The 19038-nt window shown below is 61.2% G+C and carries 20 protein-coding genes and 1 riboswitch; of the genes, 12 read left to right on the top strand and 8 right to left on the bottom strand.

Annotated elements, in window-relative coordinates; all coding sequences use genetic code 11:
• Positions 1 to 148: 148 nt before the first annotated feature.
• From B2Y33_RS18400 to B2Y33_RS18390, 3 genes are read right to left on the bottom strand one after another with little or no spacing between them, the layout of a single operon-like run.
• Positions 149 to 1468, bottom strand: coding sequence for a cytochrome c (locus B2Y33_RS18400; RefSeq protein WP_206405528.1), 1320 nt, complete (start codon positions 1466 to 1468; stop codon positions 149 to 151).
• A gap of 12 nt (positions 1469 to 1480) precedes the next feature.
• Positions 1481 to 3265, bottom strand: coding sequence for a GMC family oxidoreductase (locus B2Y33_RS18395; protein WP_027914953.1), 1785 nt, complete (start codon positions 3263 to 3265; stop codon positions 1481 to 1483).
• Between the two features lie 3 nt (positions 3266 to 3268).
• Complete coding sequence (locus B2Y33_RS18390) at positions 3269 to 4012, bottom strand: gluconate 2-dehydrogenase subunit 3 family protein (RefSeq protein WP_028687450.1); 744 nt, start codon at positions 4010 to 4012, stop codon at positions 3269 to 3271.
• 171 nt (positions 4013 to 4183) lie between these two features.
• Between B2Y33_RS18390 and alkB the strand changes: the two genes are divergently transcribed.
• Together alkB and B2Y33_RS18380 are read left to right on the top strand one after the other, a co-directional pair.
• Complete coding sequence (gene alkB, locus B2Y33_RS18385) at positions 4184 to 4831, top strand: DNA oxidative demethylase AlkB (RefSeq protein ID WP_027914951.1); 648 nt, start codon at positions 4184 to 4186, stop codon at positions 4829 to 4831.
• Positions 4832 to 4973: 142 nt separating this feature from the next.
• A complete protein-coding gene (locus B2Y33_RS18380; RefSeq protein WP_049695925.1) occupies positions 4974 to 5261 on the top strand; it encodes a hypothetical protein in 288 nt (95 codons plus the stop codon).
• 33 nt (positions 5262 to 5294) lie between these two features.
• Here B2Y33_RS18380 and B2Y33_RS18375 read toward each other — a convergent pair whose 3' ends face one another.
• The 4 genes from B2Y33_RS18375 to B2Y33_RS18360 form a co-directional block, all read right to left on the bottom strand.
• Positions 5295 to 5555 (bottom strand): DUF1652 domain-containing protein, encoded by a 261-nt coding sequence (locus B2Y33_RS18375; protein ID WP_027914949.1) that lies wholly within the window; start codon positions 5553 to 5555, stop codon positions 5295 to 5297.
• Positions 5556 to 5775: 220 nt separating this feature from the next.
• Complete coding sequence (locus B2Y33_RS18370) at positions 5776 to 6639, bottom strand: pirin family protein (RefSeq protein ID WP_206405527.1); 864 nt, start codon at positions 6637 to 6639, stop codon at positions 5776 to 5778.
• Positions 6640 to 6684: 45 nt separating this feature from the next.
• Positions 6685 to 7605 (bottom strand): alpha/beta fold hydrolase, encoded by a 921-nt coding sequence (locus B2Y33_RS18365; RefSeq protein ID WP_088523472.1) that lies wholly within the window; start codon positions 7603 to 7605, stop codon positions 6685 to 6687.
• A gap of 20 nt (positions 7606 to 7625) precedes the next feature.
• Positions 7626 to 8249: a LysE family translocator gene (locus B2Y33_RS18360; RefSeq protein ID WP_033736985.1), complete on the bottom strand. Its 624-nt coding sequence runs from the start codon at positions 8247 to 8249 to the stop codon at positions 7626 to 7628.
• Positions 8250 to 8383: 134 nt separating this feature from the next.
• Here B2Y33_RS18360 and B2Y33_RS18355 point away from each other — a divergent pair, with 134 nt between their 5' ends.
• From B2Y33_RS18355 to B2Y33_RS18320, 8 genes are all read left to right on the top strand, one after another.
• Positions 8384 to 8863 (top strand): GNAT family N-acetyltransferase, encoded by a 480-nt coding sequence (locus tag B2Y33_RS18355; RefSeq protein WP_028687455.1) that lies wholly within the window; start codon positions 8384 to 8386, stop codon positions 8861 to 8863.
• 44 nt (positions 8864 to 8907) lie between these two features.
• Positions 8908 to 9130, top strand: a riboswitch (cobalamin riboswitch).
• An 88-nt stretch (positions 9131 to 9218) separates the two neighbouring features.
• Entirely contained in the window at positions 9219 to 9410 is a 192-nt protein-coding gene (locus B2Y33_RS18350) for a CbtB domain-containing protein (protein ID WP_027914945.1), read from the top strand.
• Between the two features lie 10 nt (positions 9411 to 9420).
• Positions 9421 to 10107 carry a CbtA family protein gene (locus B2Y33_RS18345; protein ID WP_028687456.1) on the top strand — a complete coding sequence of 229 codons (687 nt, stop codon included), beginning with the start codon at positions 9421 to 9423 and terminating at the stop codon, positions 10105 to 10107.
• Positions 10104 to 10490 carry a cobalamin biosynthesis protein gene (locus B2Y33_RS18340; RefSeq protein ID WP_028687457.1) on the top strand — a complete coding sequence of 129 codons (387 nt, stop codon included), beginning with the start codon at positions 10104 to 10106 and terminating at the stop codon, positions 10488 to 10490. Before B2Y33_RS18345 ends, B2Y33_RS18340 begins: the two co-directional genes overlap by 4 nt.
• Positions 10491 to 10524: 34 nt before the next feature.
• Positions 10525 to 11271 carry a precorrin-4 C(11)-methyltransferase gene (gene cobM, locus B2Y33_RS18335; protein WP_027914942.1) on the top strand — a complete coding sequence of 249 codons (747 nt, stop codon included), beginning with the start codon at positions 10525 to 10527 and terminating at the stop codon, positions 11269 to 11271.
• Between the two features lie 63 nt (positions 11272 to 11334).
• Positions 11335 to 11577 (top strand): DUF1272 domain-containing protein, encoded by a 243-nt coding sequence (locus B2Y33_RS18330; RefSeq protein WP_206405526.1) that lies wholly within the window; start codon positions 11335 to 11337, stop codon positions 11575 to 11577.
• A 220-nt stretch (positions 11578 to 11797) separates the two neighbouring features.
• The gene (locus B2Y33_RS18325) at positions 11798 to 12412 is read left to right on the top strand and encodes a response regulator transcription factor (protein WP_027914941.1); all 615 of its coding nucleotides are present in this window, start codon (positions 11798 to 11800) and stop codon (positions 12410 to 12412) included.
• Between the two features lie 16 nt (positions 12413 to 12428).
• A complete protein-coding gene (locus B2Y33_RS18320) occupies positions 12429 to 15710 on the top strand; it encodes a transporter substrate-binding domain-containing protein (RefSeq protein WP_028687459.1) in 3282 nt (1093 codons plus the stop codon).
• A 28-nt stretch (positions 15711 to 15738) separates the two neighbouring features.
• Here B2Y33_RS18320 and B2Y33_RS18315 read toward each other — a convergent pair whose 3' ends face one another.
• On the bottom strand, positions 15739 to 16758 hold the full coding sequence (locus B2Y33_RS18315) for a LacI family DNA-binding transcriptional regulator (protein ID WP_206405525.1): 1020 nt from the start codon (positions 16756 to 16758) through the stop codon (positions 15739 to 15741).
• A gap of 205 nt (positions 16759 to 16963) precedes the next feature.
• Between B2Y33_RS18315 and B2Y33_RS18310 the strand changes: the two genes are divergently transcribed.
• Entirely contained in the window at positions 16964 to 17503 is a 540-nt protein-coding gene (locus B2Y33_RS18310; RefSeq protein WP_028687460.1) for a gluconokinase, read from the top strand.
• 109 nt (positions 17504 to 17612) lie between these two features.
• On the top strand, positions 17613 to 18965 hold the full coding sequence (locus B2Y33_RS18305) for a GntP family permease (protein WP_027914937.1): 1353 nt from the start codon (positions 17613 to 17615) through the stop codon (positions 18963 to 18965).
• Positions 18966 to 19038 lie beyond the last annotated feature (73 nt).

The following is a 19038-nucleotide window of genomic DNA, read 5'->3' as shown; positions in this document are numbered from 1 at the left end:
CCAGAAGCCCAGCGATGTAGGATACGAAGCTAAAATCTGGGGGCCGCTGCGCGGTCTATCGCGGCCGGAAGGGCTTTGACTCTTGGGATTCCAGGCTGCAGGGGCAGTGCAAACACAGGGCCCCTGGCAGCGGCATAGCCCTGCAGCGCTAGTGCTCGGTCACCTGCCCGAGATCATCACCCGATGTCTGCTTCATGTCGCTTGTGCGAAGCTTTTTCACCGCCTTGACCTCGATAGGCTCACCCTGGTTACCCCAGCTGGTGCGGATAAAGTTGACCACGTCAGTCACCTCCTGATCGCTCAGGCGCCAGCCATAGGCCGGCATGGTGAAGTTCGAGGGCGCCGTGCGGGTCGCGGGCAGGGTCCCACCCTTGAGTACCAAATGAATCAACGAGGTAGCATCCTGGGTCTGCACCACGGGGTTACCGGCAAGCGCTGGGAAGACGCGCGTGTACCCCTTGCCATCGGTGCGGTGGCAGGCGGCGCAATTGTCGATATATACCCCAGCCCCTGGCTTGCTGTCGTCGCCTTTCCACAGCGCATCCGCCACTTGCCGGTCGTAGACGTGGGGCGTGTCATTCGGATTGCTGGGCGGCAAGGTCTTCAAGTAGCGCGCTATGGCTGTCAGGTCGGCGTCGCTCATGTACTGCATGCTGTGCTCCACCACATCGCTCATGCCACCGAACACGGCACTGGTGTCGCTGCGGCCAGTCTTGAGAAACTGCACCAGCTGTGCCTCGCTCCAACTGCCCAGACCATCCTTGTGATCGCCTCGCAGATTCTTCGCCACCCAGCCTTCGAGCGGCGCGCTGCCGGCCAGGAAAGCATCGCCCTCCTTTGCACTTAACGCTTTTTCCTGCATGGTCAGTGCCCTTGGGGTATGGCAGGCACCGCAGTGGCCCAGGCCTTCGACCAGGTAAGCGCCGCGATCGATCACCGGATCTCGCTCGGGCAACGGCTGCCAATGTTCAGGCTTCGGGGCGAATACACCGCGCCAGATCGACAACGGCCAGCGCATGCTCAGGGGCCAAGGAATGTCCGTGTCCTTGTTCGGCTCCTGCACGGGGGTTACGCCCTTCATGAAGTAGGCGTACAACGCCTGCATGTCGGGTTCGGTCAACCGCGCATAGGACGGGTACGGCATGGCCGGGTACAGTGTACTGCCATCCTTGCGGATCCCACGGCGAAGGGCTCGGTCGAAGTCTTCGAAACTGTACTGACCGATGCCCTCGGATGAGGGGGTGATGTTGGTCGAGTAGATCGTGCCAATGGGCGTTTCCATCGGCAACCCACCCGCAAAGGGCTTGCCGTCCTTGGCCGTGTGGCAAGCCACACAGTCCCCTGCACGCGCCAGATACTCACCCTGGCTAACCAGCGTCTGTTCGGCCTGCGCTGCCTGCGTTGTCTGCGTTGTCTGCGCCGTCATGCCCATACCCACCAGCACAGTGGCGATCAACATTCTGTTCATGCTCATCGCTCCTTACACCGCCACCAGGGGGCCGGGATTCTTCAGGTACCGTTCACGAATGGCCCGTGCCGACCAGTAGGTCAGCGCAGCGACCAGACCGGTCGGGTTGTAGCCAAGCCCCTGCGGGAACGCCGAGGCCCCAGGTACGAACACGTTGTGTACATCCCAACACTGTAAATAGCGGTTCAAAGCGCTGGTTTTTGGGTCGGTCCCCATGATCGCCCCACCGTTGAGGTGAGTCGTCTGGTAGGAGGCAGTATTGAAGTGTTCCTTGACCTGCTTCCCCAGCACCGCAATGGCCTTGGGGTTCATGGCCTTGGCGATGGCGCTGAGCTTGCCGACCATGAACTGGTTCATTCGGATGTCGTTTTCCTGCCAATCGAAGGTCATGCGCAACAGCGGCAGGCCATAAGCATCACGGTAGGTAGGATCCAGGTCCAGGTAATTGCCGCGGTAGGACTGGTGCGCGCCGTGGGCATCCATGGATATCTGGTGGGTGTAGTAGTCGGCGGTGGCCTTTTTCCAGGCGCTGCCCCATGCAGGCGTGCCCGGCGGGTTGCCTACACCTGCGATGGGCCGGGTCCCCGCCTGGTTGACCCACATCGGGGAGCCACCCACGAAGCCGTGAGGGCCATGGTCGAAATTGTCGGCGTTGAAGTCGTCGATCGCCACGCCATTACCACCGGCGCCGATGAAGTTGTTGGTGTGCAAGTCCTTGTCGAAGAAGGCCTTGACCGTGCCCATGTTCTGATAGGCGAAATTGCGCCCGACCACCCCTTCGTTCTTGACCGGGTCGTAGGGCTTGCCGATGCCAGAAAGCAGCATCAGGCGCACATTGTTGAACTGAAAAGCCGACAGGATCACCAGGTCGGCCGGCTGTTCCACCTCACGGCCCTGGGCGTCGATGTAGGTGACCCCGGTCGCACGCTGCTTGCTGTCGTCCAGGTTCACCTTCAGTACATGGGCATTGGGCCTTAGCTCGAAGTGCTCCACCTGGCGCAGCGCGGGCAGGATGTTTACGTTCGGCGATGCCTTGGAGTACATGTAGCACACGTAGCCGCTGCAAAATCCGCAGAAATTGCACGGTCCCATCTGAGCGCCATACGGGTTGGTGTAAGGGCCGGATGTGTTGGCCGAGGGCAGGTTGTAAGGGTGATAGCCCAACGACGAGGTGGCCTTCTGGAAAACCTGAGCCGACACCACGTTCTTCTGCGAGGGCAGCGGGAACGGATTGGAGCGGTCCGGGGCAAACGGATTGCCGCCTTTGCCCTGCCCGACCAGTTCACCCTTGACCGTCCAGGCCTGCCCCGAGGTGCCGAACACCTTCTCGGCGAAGTCGAAGTAGGGTTCCAACTCTTCGTAACTGACGCCGAAATCCTGAATGGTCATGTCCTGGGGGATGAAGGACTTGCCGTAGCGTTCTTCGTAGTGGCTGCGCATGCGCAGCTCCATCGGGTCGACACGAAAGTGTACGCCCGACCAGTGCAAACCGGCACCGCCTACGCCCTTGCCGGGCAGGAACGCGCCCAGCTGGCGGTACGGCAACGCTACATCGTTGACGGTATGGCGTATGGTCACCGTTTCCTTGGAAAGGTCCACGAACAGCTTCTTGCGCACGCTGTAAGTCAGTTCGTCGATCACTTGCGGGTAGCTGCCATCGGGGTAAGTGTCCTGCATAGGCCCGCGCTCCAGCGCCACCACGTGCAGGCCGGCCTCGGTCAGTTCCTTGGCCATGATTGCCCCCGTCCAGCCAAAGCCGACGATCACAGCGTCGACCTTCTTCAATGTGTTGGCCATGCCTCAAGCCCTCTCGCCGCGGATGGACACAGGAGGGAACGGGTAGCGTTCGTTACGCTCGGCCCAATCCATGAAGTCGGCGCGCGCGCCGGGAAAACCGATCAGTTTCCAGCCGACCATGCCCTGGTTGCCCCCATGCACCGGGTCGCAGAAAAAGCCTTCGCGCGTGTTCTGCAGCAGCAGGCTGAAAAATGCTTTGGCCGGCACATCCTTCAACGCCAGCTCACCAGACTCCAACTGCGCCAGCACCTCGTCCTGCTGCTCGGGGCTGCGCGCGTGAAACGCCTTGTTGCCGTTGGCCAGGCACCATTGGTGCACACCTGCAATTCCCAAGCGGTAGATCTGCTGCGGGGTCAGTTGCAATTGATAGCCAAGCTCGGGTGCCGCATCGGCCTCGAACGGGCCTTGCATGTACCAGAGCCCGCCGCTGGCGTAGGCCGTGCCCATCTGACGGTCGATATACTGCGCAGCGCCGGCCTCGAGGGCACCAGGCCCTAGCGCGTCGGCTGGAATGAGCCGGCTGACCGCTGCCTGGACGAAGGCGAACTCCTCTGGGGTGAAGAACGCAGGATGGTAGGCAGTGTCAGCGGGTTTGGCTTCAGGCTGCTCAGGCGGGCGTACCGGCTCGGCCAGGGCGGTGGCTGCGCCCAGCCCAATACCGGTACTGGCCACCGTTACCACCGGTATCAAGGTCAAGGTCTTGCGCAGGAAGTCCCTGCGGGGGTTGTCCGGTACATGCTCAGACATATGTAATCCTCATCGTCAATCGGCTACCGCGGCCACGGCACGATGAAGACCATCAACGGACGAATGGCGTTCAGAAACGTTTTGAATTATTTGGCGGCTGGCTGATAGTGAACGCTCAAAGACGCCAGCTTTCTTCTGCTGGATAACAGGCTTACTGGAATAGTCAGACTGATGATCCAATCCGATCTGGACCTGTTCGGGGCCCAACCGCAGCAGCTGGCACCCCGCACGGTGCTGTTGCCTGGCGTCGCGCTAGATGACGTCGAGCACGTACTGGATGCGCTTCGCCCGATACTGCGATCAGCGCCATGGCGGCACATGCGTACGCCTGGCGGTTTGAGCATGGCTGTGGGCCTGACCAACTGCGGCGCACTCGGTTGGATCAGTGACAAACGCGGTTACCGATACAGCCCCGTGGACCCGCTGTCCGGCAGACCCTGGCCGATGATGCCGCCCGTGCTTCTGGCCTTGGCCACGCAGTGCGCTGCGCGTGCAGGGTTCGATGGCTTCGTACCGGATGCGTGCCTGATCAATCACTACCTGCCGGGCATTCGTCTGAGCCTGCATCAGGATCGTGATGAGCAGGATTTCAGCCAACCCATCGTGTCCCTTTCCCTGGGTTTGCCTGCCGTGTTCCTGTTGGGTGGCTTGCAACGCGCGGACAAGACCCAGCGTATTGCCTTGAATCATGGCGATGTGCTGGTGTGGGGTGGTGAAGACCGTCTACGCTTTCATGGCGTCTTGCCCATCAAGCCTGGCGTGCACCCACGCATGGGCCCGCGGCGCATCAACCTGACGTTTCGCAAGGCAGGGGCCTGAACGACGAAGCAATCGAATTGAACGCATGGAGCAGGACTGGGCTCCCATGCAGCCTGCAACCTCCTCGAATGTCTTTCCTACAGGAGATCGTCATGACAAATCTGCATGCCCTAGCACGTACTTCGATCAGAGAGCAGCGATCATGAGAATGCCAGGCCGCGCTCCAAATGCATCGGTGCAACTCGACTACGTCCGCGACACCCTGTTCGGTCCCGTGGCGCAAAGCGTCGAGTGCCAGTGCCAGCTTGCGCCGCTCAACCTGCAAGGTCGGCCTGCACTGCGTCTGCACATCTGCCCGCCTCTGCCTAATAAGGTGCACCGTGCGCACAGTGTCGCGTTCATCTGGGACGGGCGCAGTTACCATGGCGTTGTCAGAGACCAGGGCAAGTGCGGCGACGGTGGGCTCAATCTTCTGCTTGAGTTGCAGTGACGGCCGGTTAGAAGCGAGCTTTGCGCCGCGCGGTCAGGCTAATTTCTTCGAGTGCATGGGAGCACTGTCACGCATTGCGTGTAATTGGCCGACCAGGTTAACCAAGTCCCTGCTGCTGTTCAGACTGCTCAGCGGAACATCGCAAAGCGTGACGGCCTCTGTCAGATCCTGACCATTGCCGAGCCGGATGGTCAGGTGTGAGCCATCGGCACAGTTGATTTCACAACGATCTGGCAAGCATGCCTGTTCGATCATCTGTCGCAGTTCCAGTGTCGATACGCCTAACAGTGACATGGCAGAGAGCCCTCTCTGTATTAACTTGCGGTTGGACAGGCCTGGGGCCAGGCACAGGGCCACAGGAAGAGGAACCTGTCGGTGCGCATGTGGATATGCGTTATCGATCGTGCGGGGTTCCATCTGCACCTTAGCTGAAGAACCCGAGAGGTGCTGGGTAGTTCGAGCCGTGTCGAATCGGTGCGACGGGTGGTGCTTCGCGCTCCAGGACGGTGCGCGTTCAGGGCATACGGCCGAACTTCCCCAACTGAAAGCCTTCGATGGACTCGATGATTTCTTCCCGCGTGTTCATCACGAAGGGACCGTATGCCACCACAGGCTCGTCGATAGGCTCACCGCTCAGCACCAGCACACGGGCGGGCTGCAGGGCTTCAAGCAGCACATCGGCACCGTCACGGGCCAATAGCGTCACTGAGCACGGGCCGGCCTCGCTGACCTGGTTCAACCGCAAACCGCCTTGCAGGGTCACCACCGCAGCCGTGCGGCCTGCCGGGATAGGGAGCACCAGTTTAGCGCCGGCCTCAAGGTCCAGGTCCCACACGTCCATCGGCGTAAACGTGCGCGCCGGCCCGCTCACCCCCTGGTACTCACCTGCGATCACACGCAGGCTGCCCGCGCCCGCACCCAGATTCACCGTGGGGATATCGGCGCTGCCCAGGGTCTGATAGCCGGGCGGAGCGCGCTTGAATCGGGCCGGAAGGTTCACCCACAGTTGCACTGACTCCAACACGCCTGCGCTGCGGGCGAATCCGGGTGAGTGAAACTCTTCATGAACGATGCCGTCTGCAGCGGTCATCCACTGAACGTCACCCGGTCCTATTACTCCGCCGGCGCCCGTTGAGTCGCGATGCTCCAGTTCGCCTTGGTAAACGATCGTGACTGTCTCGAAACCCCGGTGCGGATGAGCCCCTACGCCGCGACGCGTCGAGGTGGGGGCGAAGGTGTGGGGCCCAGCGTAATCGAGAAGCAGAAACGGGCTGGTGCGACTGACGTCGTCGTCATAGGTGAACAGGCTTCGCACCGGAAAGCCATCGCCTACCCAGTGCCCGGCAGGATTGGAATGGGTATGCAAAATCGTCTTCATCGTGCGCTCCTCAACGTCCGGGTGCCACCTTAACGTTGCATCGACTCACGGGCTAGCTACCTGAAACGGTCCAGCCTGTTCTACCGGTAGGACGCTGGGTCGAAGGAAAGCCAGCACCTCCTGCGCCGCAGCCTCAGGGTATTCCTGCATGAAACAGTGTCCGCCGCCCACCTCCTGAACACTGACATGAGGGTTGAGCGCTGCCAGCCGTAACGCCGAGGCCCGCACATAAGGGTAGGTCTGGCTGCCGTACAGCACACGCGTCGACACGCCGATACGCGACAGGCTTGACCACAGGTGGGACGGATAGGTACTGAAGATGTCCACTTCGCGGCTTGGGCGACACTTGAGCAGCACGCCGCCCTCGCCTTCGGCGATCGCATGCGACACATAGGCCTGCAATGCCGCGTCGCTCCAGCCTTTGAAGATGCCCCGCCCTTGCAGGGAAATCATGGCTGAGTGGCGGTCGGGCCAGGTGCTGCGCCTGCCGGCCGTTTTGCGCGCCAGCGCATGGTGCCGGTTCAGCCCGAAGCAGGCGGCCAGCTTCATCGAAAACAGCATGCGCCTACTGAAAATCACCGGGTCGAGCAGCACAGCGCGCTCGAACAACTGCGGCTCACTGGCCAGCAACAACCCGGTGAGCACCCCGCCGAAGCTGTGGCCGATGGCAAGGCGGGGTACGTCTGCGTACTCAGCCACATGCGCGCTGAAAGCTTCAGCCGCCAGCGCTGCCGTGCGATTCCAGCCACGGAACGGGCCTGCGTGGTCACTGTCTCCGTGCCCCTGAACGTCGCTGAGCCAGAGATCGAAGTGTTGTCCCAGTTGCATCAGCAGCGGTTGGTAGGCGAGCGAGCAAAACCCGTTGCCGTGCAGAAAGTGCAGCAGGGGCCGCCCTGTAGGCTCGCTGCGCCAGCCGCGCAGGGTGAACCCTTCGCTACAATCGTGGGACCACGGTGTCAGTTGCATGGTGGGCGCTGCCTTCTGCCTCAAGGGTGGAACGTAGATTCTACAAACAGCAGCGGGTAGAGCGAAACGACCAGCAGTGCAGCCATCAGGACATTGAACAGCATCAGCCAGCGTGGGTTTTGCAGCAGGCCACGAAGGGCACTGCCGAACATGACCCACACACCGACGCTGGGCAAGTTCACCAAGGCAAACACGGCGGCGATGACCACCACGTTGGCAACGTAGCCTTGCGCTGGGGTGTAGGTCGTTATCGCACCTATGGCCATCACCCAAGCCTTTGGGTTGACCCATTGGAAGGCAGCCGCGGCCCAAAAGCCAATCGGCTTTGGCTCTGCCGTAGAGGCGGTGCCAACCGGCCCTGAGGTGGCAATTTTCCAGGCCAGGTACAGCAGATAGGCCGCTCCGGCATAGCGCAACACGGTATAGAGCACAGGCCAGGCCTTGAAGACCTCTCCCAGACCCAAGCCGACGGCAAGGACCATGACCATGAACCCGACGCTGACGCCCAGCGCGTGTGGCACCGAGCGGCGCACACCGAAATTCACGCCCGAAGCCAACAGCATGGTGTTGTTGGGCCCGGGGGTGATGGAAGAAACGAAAGCGAACAGCACGAAGGCGATCAAGAGGTCGAGCGAGGCGAACATGACGGGTATTCCACTGGGTTCAGGAAAGGGTTCACACTAGCCCATAGCCCTTTGCCCCCTAGCAGTACAGATATAGAGAATTTTGCAGATACACATAGCTGTATCACTCGCAGCCGACAAAGGATAAGCGCTCGATGAGTCTTGTAATTCGCCCTGCCCTACGCACCGATGCCCAACAAATTCTGGACTTCATTACTGAATTGGCCGAGTACGAACGCGCCCGAGAAGAGGTACTGGCCACTACCCAGGACATCGAGCGCAGCCTGTTCGACGCCGACAGCACCGTTCATTGCCTGATGGCCGAACGTGAAGGCCGTGCGATTGGTTTTGCCATCTACTTCTACAGTTACTCGACCTGGCTCGGGCGCAATGGCATCTACCTGGAAGACCTTTACATCTCGCCCAACGACCGTGGCGATGGCGCCGGGCGCCAGTTGCTCAGGTACATTGCCAAGCAGGCAGTTGCCAAAGGCTGCGGTCGCCTTGAATGGAGTGTGCTGGATTGGAACGAGCCGGCCATCGGGTTCTATGACGCACTGGGGGCGCAACCACAAACGGAGTGGCTGCGTTATCGGCTCGATGGCGAGCGGCTGATTGCCTTCGCCCAGCAATGATCGAGCGTAGCCTGTGCATTTGACGCAACGCGGCCCGCGTGCTTTTCTATCGCATTGCGTCAGGTGCCCCTAGAGGGTGAAACGGGAAATCGGTGCGTCGCAGGCTTGCCTTACAGGCCTGGACTATTCCGGTGCTGCCCCCGCAACGGTAAGCGAGTGAGGCGTCTTTACCACTGTGCCAGCAGATACGGCATGGGAAGGTGACGCTGCCCAGGAGATACCCTCCTCCTCGCAAGCCCGGAGACCGGCCTGACGTTCATCAACACCCCGCGGTGGGCGGGCGCTGTCGCATTCCTGCGGGTATCGCCCGCAGCTGCCGCGCCTGCCCGTCGCCTACACGCAGAGGAAGGCGCCAATGCCCGTCACTACCCGCCCGCACGTTAGCAGCATCGTTGCACCCGTATCCCTCAGTCAACGCATTGTCGTGGCTGCAAGCGCCGGCCTGCTGGGCCTGTGCCTGGTTTACTTTGCCGGCTTCTCGCACATCGAAGCCGTTCATAATGCTGCGCATGACACCCGTCACAGCGCCGCCTTCCCCTGCCACTGAGTTGCCGCCCATGATCACGCACATCGCCCGTACGGCGGGCTTCAGCGGACTGCTGGCGGCACTGTTGCTGACCGTACTGCAAAGTTTGTGGGTCAGCCCGTTGATCCTGCAAGCGGAGACATACGAGGCGTCGGCGCCGGCACATTCGCATGCCCAAGGTACCGAGGCCGCCCATGAGCACAGTGACGAGGCCTGGTCGCCTGAAGAGGGCTGGCAGCGCACGCTCTCGACCACCGGCGGCAACCTGGTGGTGGCGGTGGGGTTCGCCTTGATACTGGCTGGCTTGTACAGCCTGCGCCAACCGCGCACCACGGCCAGCGGTGCTGCCTGGGGCCTTGCTGGTTTCGCCGTGTTCTGTCTGGCGCCCACGCTCGGATTGCCGCCGGAGCTCCCGGGAACCGCGGCGGCTGACCTGGCGCAGCGCCAGGTTTGGTGGGCTGGCGCTGCGGGTGCCACGGCCGTAGGCCTGGCACTGCTGGTATTCGCCCGCCATTGGGCATTGAAGGTGTTGGGCGTCATTGTCCTGGTGTTGCCGCACGTCATAGGCGCCCCTCAGCCTGAAGTGCACCAGAGTTTGGCTCCAGCAGCCCTGGAGACCCAGTTCCAGGTGGCGTCCTGGCTTACCAATGCAGCATTCTGGCTCGCCCTTGGCCTGATCAGCGCAGGCCTGTATCGTCGCTTCAGCCGCTCGGTGTGAAGCCGTTCTATGCAGGGTTTGGCTGCCGTGGTGGTTGCCCGATGGACAGGTTGTTGACCTTGCTCGAACAAGGCCTCGCTCAGCGGGGCCTGGACGCTGCGTACCTTCACGGTATCGCCAGCATCGATCTCAAGGCGCACGAGCCGGGGCTGCATGCATTGGCGAGCCATCTGGCGCTGCCTCTGTTGTTCTACCCTGCATCGCACTTGAATCGCTTCGAAGCGCATCTGAGCCACCGCTCAGCCGTCGCTTTTGCGCACAGCGGGTGCTGGGGCGTGGCAGAGAGTGCAGCACTGGCAATGGCCGACCAGTACAATGGCGAAACGAAGCTTCTGATCACGCGTCAAACCCTGGGCCCTGCGACCCTCGCCATCGCTCATTGATCCCGCTCACCCTTGTCAATCATTCAGGAATACCATGACGGTTTATTTCATCGGCGCCGGCCCCGGCGACCCCGAGCTGATCACGGTCAAGGGGCAGCGCCTGATTCGCACCTGCCCTGTCATCATTTATGCCGGTTCCCTGGTCCCTCTTGCCGTTCTGGAAGGTCACTGCGCCGACACCCTGATCAACAGCGCAGAACTGCATCTTGAGCAGATCATCGACGCCATTGAGTGCGCCCATGCCCAGGGCAAGGATGTCGCACGCGTGCACAGCGGTGATCCGAGTCTTTATGGCGCTATCGGTGAGCAGATCCGCCACCTACAGCGTCTTGGCATCGATTATCAGATTGTGCCGGGCGTCACCGCCGTGGCTGCGAGCGCCGCGTTGCTGGGATGCGAACTGACCTTGCCCGACGTCGCTCAGAGCGTGATCCTTACTCGCTTCGCAGACAGCTCGCCCATGCCAGCCGGCGAGCAGTTGGAGGCGCTTGCGCGCCATGCCACGACGCTAGCCATTCACCTGGGGGTCAAGCACCTGGCACGCATCGTTGAGCAGCTGCGGCCTCACTACGGTGGCGACTGCCCCATTGCCGTGGTTTACCGCGCCACCTGGCCGGACCAGGACTGGGTGCGAGGCACACTGGACGACATCGTCGAGCGCGCCGCCCTCAAAGGTTATCGCCGCACCGCGTTGATTGTGGTGGGCCGAGTGCTGGGTGACACGCCGTTCGCCGAATCGGCCCTTTACCGTGCCGGACATGCGCACCTGTACCGCGCCTAGCTTGCGAGCCAGTTCCAGCCCGGAGCACACTGCCTCCAGACCCTCCCGACAGGAACCACGCCTATGCTGGAATTACGCCCCAACTGCGAGTGTTGCGATGCCGACCTGCCCGGTGACAGCCTCGATGCCTTCATCTGCTCCTTCGAATGCACGTTTTGCCGAGGGTGTGCGCAGGGACGCTTGCATGGTCGATGCCCCAACTGCCAGGGCGATCTTTCGATTCGTCCCGCGCGCGTGGGCAAATCGTTGGCTGAACACCCTGCATCTTCACTGCGCGTAAACAAAGTACACACTGCCTGTACCTGATCATACGGTTCGGCAGCCAACGCGAGGCCACAAGCTGCTGAACCGCCCGCCTTTTTGTAGGATTTTTCATCGGCTCCTTCAAGGTTATTCAACACTTCTATACTCGGCATTATCAAAGTTCGGTAATGGTCGTATCTTGCTGCGCTTCTGACTAACCCGCTTACAGAAGTATTCCTGAGTGTCCCAGGAAGCGGACCATATCTGAACAGGAGTTTTCCCAATGACCAATGTGCTGATCGTGGACGACCACCCCGTCGTCCGTATGTCCCTGCGCATGCTGCTCGAACATGAACGTTTCAATGTCGTTGCAGAAGTGGGCAATGGCAGTGAAGTCGCGCAAATGGCACGCGAGCTCAAACCGGACGTGGTGATTCTCGACATCGGTTTGCCTGGGCTGGACGGAATGGAAGTTATCAAGCGCCTGCAATCACTCGATCAGGTGCCCAAGATCATGGTGCTCACTGGCCAGGCGACCGACTTGTATGTACGCCGCTGTCTGGACGCAGGCATCGGCGCATTCGTGACCAAGGATGAAGATCACGACGCCTTGCTGTTCGCGCTCAAGGCCCTGGTAAAAGGCTATTCGACGTTCCCGCAGATGTCGGTCAACAGCAATTCGCTCGAAAGCGAGCCCATGCGCCTGGCGAGCCTTTCCAACCGCGAAATGGAGGTTCTCAGGCGTCTGGCCCGTGGAGAAAGCAACAAGAACATCGGCAGTAGCATGAACCTCAGCGCCAAGACCATCAGCACCTACCGTGGCCGGATCATGGATAAGCTCAAGACCGAGTCGCTGGTGGAAATGGTGGACCTGGCCAAGCGCAACCACGTCTACTGATGAGCGGTGCATGACGATTAAACGTTTGCTGGCCAGTACCCTCCTGCTGATGGTACTGGCAGGGCCTGTCGCGCAGTCGCTGGCGAGCGAGACGCGCAGTTTGCTGGCCCGTTCGGTGAGCGCCACGCAGCCCTTGAATCTGCAAACGGCCGAGCGCCAGTGGCTAGACGCTCGCAAGCGCCTGGTGCTGGGCACCTCACGGCCGGACTATCCACCATTTGATATCAACGTAAGTCCCAGTGACTACGAAGGTCTGACAGCGGATTACGTCGGCATCATCGCTGAGTTGTTGGGTATAGCCGTCGAAGTAAAGCGTTTCGATAGCCGTTATCAGGCCATTGAGGCGCTGCATGAAGGACGTGTGGACGTACTGGGCAGCTCCAACAGCTTTGAGGCTGCAGACGCTGGGTTGAGCCTGAGTACATCGTATGCCGATGACCTGCCGGTGATCGTCACGCGCGAAGGCCAGCGTCTTGCACCGGCCCACGATCTTGCAGGGCTGCGTCTGGCCATGGTTGACCATTATCTACCCGCCAATCGTGCCCGCGCCCTTTACCCGGCAGCGCAGCTGGTTTTGTATCGCTCCACCCAGGCTGGCCTTGCCGCTGTGGCTATGGGCGAAGCCGATGCCTACCTGGGCGATGCAATCAGCACAGACTATCTGATCGGCAAGACCTTCAGAGGTGCCCTGCGGATCGATCACTTCTCACCCATCGTCCCAGAAGCGTTTGCCTTTGCAGTGGCACGCGATAACGATGCGCTGCGTCAACTGCTCGACAAGGCACTGCGCCGGATTGGGGAAAGCGAGCGCCTGGCCATCCTCAAGCGCTGGAGCAACAGCAATACCAGTCTTTTGTTGCAGCGCCACCTGAGTGTACTGACAGATGAGGAGCAAGCCTGGATCAAGGCTCACCCGGTGGTAGACGTGTTGATCAATCCGGCCTTGGCACCCTTGACGTTCTACGATGATCAGCAGCGACCCAGTGGCATAACCCTGGACCTGCTTAAACAAATTACCCTAAGGACCGGGCTGCATTTTCATACCAGGCAAGCCGAGTCTGCCCAGTCCATGATCGACCGTCTGGGCCAGCGCGACGCACTGATGATCGGCGCATTGGGTTACGGCGCTGAACGGTCCAAACAAGTGCGCTACACACGGCCCTACCTGATCAGCCCGCGCGTGCTCGTTACCCGCGTCGATAACCCTTCGCAAGCCGGCATCAAGCGCTTTGAACCGCAACGAATCGCATTTATTCGCAATTCTCCGCAACGCGCCATGCTCCAGCAGCGCTACCCCCGCGCGCGGCTTGTCGAAGTCGACAACCCGCTGGACCTGATGGAGGCTGTGGTCAATCGCAGCGCTGATGCCGCGTTGAGTAGCCATATCAACGCGGCCTACTACATCAGTCACGTCTTCAAGAACCGCCTTCAGATCGCGAGCATCCTTGACGAAGACCCAGCCGTTGCGGCGTTTGCCGTCGCGGCCGATCAACCCCAACTGCAATCGATCCTGGACAAAGCATTGCTGAGTATAGCGCCCGAAGAACTTGAGCAACTGATCAATCGCTGGAGGACGAGCACCGTGGTCAGCGACAGCCCATGGCGCAACTACCGAGAACTGGCGCTCCAGGTGCTGGTGATTGCCGCGTTGCTGATCGCAGGTGTCGTCTTCTGGAACAGCTACCTGCGCAAACTGATCCAGAAGCGGGTCGAAGCCGAGCGCGCCCTGCAGACACAACTGGCGCTGAGCCGAGGCTTGCTGGAGCAACTTCGCCATGCCAAGGATGAAGCCGAGCAGGCCAGCCTCATGAAAAGCACGTTCCTGGCCACCATGAGCCATGAGATACGCACCCCCATGAACGCCGTGCTCGGCTTGTTGGAACTGGCGCTCGAGGACAGTCGCGCCGGTCGATGCGATACCCACATGCTCGAGACAGCCCATGAGTCGGCACTGGGGCTGCTAGGGTTGATAGGCGATATTCTCGATATTTCCAGGATCGAGTCAGGCCACATCAGTTTGCAGCCGATCCCCACCGACCTGGTGGACCTGGTGCGCGCTACCCTTCGCGTGTTCGAAGGCAATGCGAGGTTCAAGGGCCTTGAGCTCGCCTGTGACCTACCCACCGAACCGGTCTGGGTCCAGGTAGATGCTGCGCGCCTGAAGCAGGTGCTGTCGAACCTGATCAGCAATGCGATCAAGTTCACCGACCGTGGTGAAGTCCACACCGCGATGCGCACCTCGGTACAGGGCGAACTCCAGCGCGTCGAGCTCTGTGTGCGCGATTCGGGTATCGGCATAAGCCCTGCGGACCAGGCACGCCTGTTCAATGCATTCGTACAGGTCGACGGGCCCCGTGCGCGCCAGGGCACTGGGCTGGGCCTGGTCATCAGCCGTGCCCTGGCCGAGCTCATGGGCGGTACGCTGACACTGCAGAGTGTGGAGGGAGTGGGTACCAGGGTCCAGATCCTCATGGCCCTGCCCCAGTGTACGCCCCAGATCATTTCTGACGGGCAGGACCCAACCACGGGCCTTGATGCTTGCCCGTTGCACATCCTGGTCGTGGACGACTACCCGGCCAATCTGCTGTTGCTTGAACGTCAGTTGCGCGCCTTGGGCCATCAGGTGACCCAGGCGCAGAACGGCGAAATCGCGTTGCAGCTGTGGCGAGAAACGCGCTTTGACGTGGTGATCACCGACTGCAGCATGCCTGTGATGGACGGTCATGAGCTGGCCTGCTGTATCCGTGCTCAAGAACGCCAGCAAGGACTGTCGCCCGCGACGATTCTGGGGGTAACCGCCAATGCCCAGGCCGAAGAGCGGGAGCGATGCCTGGCGAGCGGGATGGATGACTGCCTGTTCAAGCCTATCGGCCTGCATGGCCTCAAGGCACACCTGCCGCAGGCGGCTCGCAAGCCACCAGCAGCCCCTGCACCTGCCCGGCCCGGCGGCTTGAACCTGGCCGAGCTGCGTCACTTGACCCGCGACGACGACGATTTGATCAGGCATCTGATCGAGCAATTGTCGCAAAGCGTGGCCGAAGACCTTTCAACGCTGCGCACCCTGGATGGGCAGCCGCCGGACGGGACGCTCAAGGCATTGGTTCACCGCATCAAGGGTGGGGCCAAGATGCTTAAGGTACGTCACTTGGTCGCCGACTGCGAAGCACTCGAGCAGGCGCTTGTAGCAGGTGATCCTGTAGACAACTTGTGTCGGGTACTCCAGGACACCCTGCAAACACTGCACAAAGACCTGATCGCTACCTTGGAAGCCATGCCCAGACCATCAGAGCCGAATTGAGTCACTCGCACCAGGTGCGCGTGAAACCTCAGGAGCTTTCTCGCACCATCAACTCAAACCCCAGGTCCTGCCGGGCTGGCGTCACGGCTTTGCCATCGAGCAGCGTCAACAACGCCTGGGCGGCGACACGTCCCACCGCAGCCCTTGGCGTGCGAATGGAAGTAAGCCTGGGCACCATGTGCGCCGAAGCCGGCAGATCGTTGAAGCCGACCATGGCAACCTCCTGCGGGACACGGATGCCCTGGCGCAGCGCTTGAAGCACCGCGCCTTGGGCAAGGTCATCGTTGCAAAAGAAGATGCCATCCACCTCGGGGGCTTGCCTGATCAGGCGGCTGAACAACTCCCCTCCCAGTGCGATCGAGGACGGGGCCGGGGTCAGGACCTCCCGCTCGGGCGCGTGCAATCCAGCTTCGGCCAGCGCTAGCCGAAAGCCCTCAGCCCGCTGCATGACCCGGGGATCCAGCTGTGCTGCAATAAACCCAGGCCGGGTGCAACCGCGTTCGATCAGGTGTTGGGCTGCGGCCCGGCCAGCCTGGTGTTGGGAAAAGCCCACCGCCAACGCGTCGGCCTCCCCGTCCAGTTCCATCATGTGCACGCAGGGTACGCCACTGGCCGCGAGCATCTGACGCGAAGCGTCGGTGCGTTCGAAACCGGTCAGCAGCATGCCACAAGGCTGATAGGCCAGGTAATTGCGAATGAGGTTTTCTTCCTCGGCGGTATCGTAGTGGTAGTTGCCGATCAGCACCTCCAGCCCTCGTGGGCGCATCACATCATGGATGGCTTCCAGTGTGTCGATGAACAACTGATTGGACAGCGACGGTATGAGCACCACGACCGAGTGGCTGCGGGCAGATGCCAACGCGCGGGCGGCGGGATTGGCCACATAGCCAAGGGTGGTGGCCGCAGCCACCACCTTGGCCGCGAGTTCAGGGGCCACGGTACTGACGCCGCGCAAGGCCCGGGATGCAGTGATGGGGGAAACCCCGGACAGTCTGGCGACTTCAGCCAGGGTGGGACGACCAGTTGTGCGCGAACCAATGCGGGCCATAATGTTGTAATTTTACTACTTGCAAGGACTGGGAACGGCCTCTAAGGTAGCGCTGTCTCAGGTTGTAGGCAACGGCTGTTTGCCGGTTGCTCTCAGGTGATTGCCGCACGGCGTCCATACTGCGTAAGCACAAGATCAATAAACATTGGGGAGACCGCGCTGCCCGAGCCTAAGACAGCGCTGTCCCACCCAGCAGGAGGTACAGATGAATTCTCCACTGCCCGCCATCGTGGTCATGGGTGTGGCCGGGTGCGGCAAGAGCTGCATTGCGTCTGCCATCGCCGCCTACAGCGGCGGACACCTGATCGAAGGTGACGCGTTCCACCCGCAGGCCAATATCGACAAGATGAGCGCCGGTATTCCCTTGGATGACGATGACCGTGCCGGTTGGCTGGTACGCCTGGGCCAGGAGATGCAAGCGACGAGTGAGGCCGGCATGCGGCCGATTCTCACCTGTTCCGCACTCAAGCGCAGCTACCGCGACACATTGCGCTGCGCGATGCCTGGGCTGATGTTCGTCTTTCTTGAGCTCACCCCTGCCCAAGCTGAGCAACGGGTTCTGGCGCGACCAGGGCATTTCATGCCGGCCAGCCTCATCCAGAGCCAGTTCGCCGCCCTTGAGCCGCCCTACGATGAACCGCTCACCCTGACGCTGGACGCCACTCAGCCGATCGTTGCGCTTGCCGAGGCGGTCGACGGCTGGCTCAAGCGCTGCGCCGAGCACAGTGTTGCGCAGACTGCCTGAGTCTGCTCGCATTTCGGACCGTCAAGACAGCGCTGTCTTAGCCCATTCATGCAATGACTTACCCAACAAGCTACGCCAAAAACAACGATAAGACCGAGGCCTATACACCATGTTCGGACTGGCTACTGATACTTTCCTGCTCCTCGACGCGCTGGTTACCATCGTCGGGCTGATCCTGCTTATCACTCATTTCAAGGTGCACCCCTTCGTTGCCCTCACCCTGGCTGCCGGCTTCCTCGGCCTGACCTCTGGTATGCCGGTAGCCAAGGTCATGAAGTCGTTCCAGGACGGTTTCGGAGGCGTGCTCGGGTTCGTCGGCATCGTGCTCGCACTGGGTACGATGCTGGGCAAGCTGATGGCCGATTCCGGCGGGGCCGATCAGATCGCTCAGACCCTCATTCGGGCCTTTGGCAAGAAGAACGTGCACTGGGCCATGATGTTCGCTGCCTTTCTGGTGGGCATCCCGCTGTTCTTCGAGATTGGCTTCGTCCTGCTCATCCCACTGGTCTTCATCGTCGCGCGGCGCTCCGGAGTGTCGCTGATCAAGATCGGCATCCCCTTGCTGGCAGGTCTGTCCGTCGTGCACGGCCTGGTACCGCCGCACCCGGGGCCGTTGCTGGCCATCGGCATCTTCCATGCCGACATCGGCAAGACCATCTTCTACGGCCTGATCGTGGCCCTGCCCACGGCCATCATCGCCGGCCCACTGTTCGGCAACTTCATCTCGCGCTATATCCCTGGGCACCCTTCACAGGAGCTGATGGACCAGATCGCCAAGGAATCGGACCAGGCCAACCTGCCGAGCTTCAGCGTCACCTTGATCACCGTCTTGCTGCCGGTGGTGCTGATGCTGCTCAAGACCTTCGCCGATGTGGTATTGCCTGCTGAGCACATCGTGCGCCAATGGATGGACCTGATCGGGCACCCCATCACTGCGCTGCTCGCCGCCTTGCTGCTGGCGTTCTACACCTTTGGCTCGGCGCGCGGCTTCAACCGCCAACAGATCATGAAGATGCTCGATCACAGCCTCGCGCCCACGGCTGCCATCGTCCTGATCGTTGGCGCCGGCGGCGGTTTCAAGCAAATGCTGGTCGATACCGGTGTCGGTAACGTGATCGGGCAAATGGCTGTACAGGCCGAGATATCACCGATTCTGCTGGCCTGGCTGGTCGCCGCAGTGATTCGAATTGCCACGGGCTCTGCCACCGTGGCGACCATTACCGGTGCGGGAATCGTGGCACCTGTGATCGACCTGGTGCCTGGGGTCAACCGTGAACTGCTGGTGCTGGCGACCGGTGCCGGGTCGCTGATCCTGTCCCATGTCAACGATGCCGGTTTCTGGCTGGTCAAGCAGTACTTCAACATGACTGTGGCCGAGACCTTCAAGACTTGGAGCATGATGGAGACCCTGCTGTCGGTGGTCGGCATTGTATTCATCATGGCGCTGTCGCTGGTGGTGTGACCGTTGATCGGAGTGCTGGCACTTTGAACGGCCGGGCAAGGCCAAAGGTTACGAACCTGCCCTGCCCGTTGCA

The sequence above is a fragment of the Pseudomonas sp. UBA5666 genome (assembly GCF_002420785.1).
In the GTDB taxonomy this organism is placed as follows: domain Bacteria; phylum Pseudomonadota; class Gammaproteobacteria; order Pseudomonadales; family Pseudomonadaceae; genus Aquipseudomonas; species Aquipseudomonas fulva.
The sequence above is the reverse complement of the archived record's forward strand: the minus strand, read 5'-3'. Positions and strand labels throughout refer to the sequence as shown.

What these genes read in the sequence shown, in the direction of transcription:
- B2Y33_RS18400 (WP_206405528.1), bottom strand. Translation starts at nt 1,468, where the DNA reads ATGAACAGAATGTTGATCGCCACTGTGCTGGTGGGTATGGGCATGACG.
- B2Y33_RS18395 (WP_027914953.1), bottom strand. Translation starts at nt 3,265, where the DNA reads ATGGCCAACACATTGAAGAAGGTCGACGCTGTGATCGTCGGCTTTGGC.
- B2Y33_RS18390 (WP_028687450.1), bottom strand. Translation starts at nt 4,012, where the DNA reads ATGTCTGAGCATGTACCGGACAACCCCCGCAGGGACTTCCTGCGCAAG.
- alkB (WP_027914951.1), top strand. Translation starts at nt 4,184, where the DNA reads ATGATCCAATCCGATCTGGACCTGTTCGGGGCCCAACCGCAGCAGCTG.
- B2Y33_RS18380 (WP_049695925.1), top strand. Translation starts at nt 4,974, where the DNA reads ATGAGAATGCCAGGCCGCGCTCCAAATGCATCGGTGCAACTCGACTAC.
- B2Y33_RS18375 (WP_027914949.1), bottom strand. Translation starts at nt 5,555, where the DNA reads ATGTCACTGTTAGGCGTATCGACACTGGAACTGCGACAGATGATCGAA.
- B2Y33_RS18370 (WP_206405527.1), bottom strand. Translation starts at nt 6,639, where the DNA reads ATGAAGACGATTTTGCATACCCATTCCAATCCTGCCGGGCACTGGGTA.
- B2Y33_RS18365 (WP_088523472.1), bottom strand. Translation starts at nt 7,605, where the DNA reads ATGCAACTGACACCGTGGTCCCACGATTGTAGCGAAGGGTTCACCCTG.
- B2Y33_RS18360 (WP_033736985.1), bottom strand. Translation starts at nt 8,249, where the DNA reads ATGTTCGCCTCGCTCGACCTCTTGATCGCCTTCGTGCTGTTCGCTTTC.
- B2Y33_RS18355 (WP_028687455.1), top strand. Translation starts at nt 8,384, where the DNA reads ATGAGTCTTGTAATTCGCCCTGCCCTACGCACCGATGCCCAACAAATT.
- B2Y33_RS18350 (WP_027914945.1), top strand. Translation starts at nt 9,219, where the DNA reads ATGCCCGTCACTACCCGCCCGCACGTTAGCAGCATCGTTGCACCCGTA.
- B2Y33_RS18345 (WP_028687456.1), top strand. Translation starts at nt 9,421, where the DNA reads ATGATCACGCACATCGCCCGTACGGCGGGCTTCAGCGGACTGCTGGCG.
- cobM (WP_027914942.1), top strand. Translation starts at nt 10,525, where the DNA reads ATGACGGTTTATTTCATCGGCGCCGGCCCCGGCGACCCCGAGCTGATC.
- B2Y33_RS18330 (WP_206405526.1), top strand. Translation starts at nt 11,335, where the DNA reads ATGCTGGAATTACGCCCCAACTGCGAGTGTTGCGATGCCGACCTGCCC.
- B2Y33_RS18325 (WP_027914941.1), top strand. Translation starts at nt 11,798, where the DNA reads ATGACCAATGTGCTGATCGTGGACGACCACCCCGTCGTCCGTATGTCC.
- B2Y33_RS18315 (WP_206405525.1), bottom strand. Translation starts at nt 16,758, where the DNA reads ATGGCCCGCATTGGTTCGCGCACAACTGGTCGTCCCACCCTGGCTGAA.
- B2Y33_RS18310 (WP_028687460.1), top strand. Translation starts at nt 16,964, where the DNA reads ATGAATTCTCCACTGCCCGCCATCGTGGTCATGGGTGTGGCCGGGTGC.
- B2Y33_RS18305 (WP_027914937.1), top strand. Translation starts at nt 17,613, where the DNA reads ATGTTCGGACTGGCTACTGATACTTTCCTGCTCCTCGACGCGCTGGTT.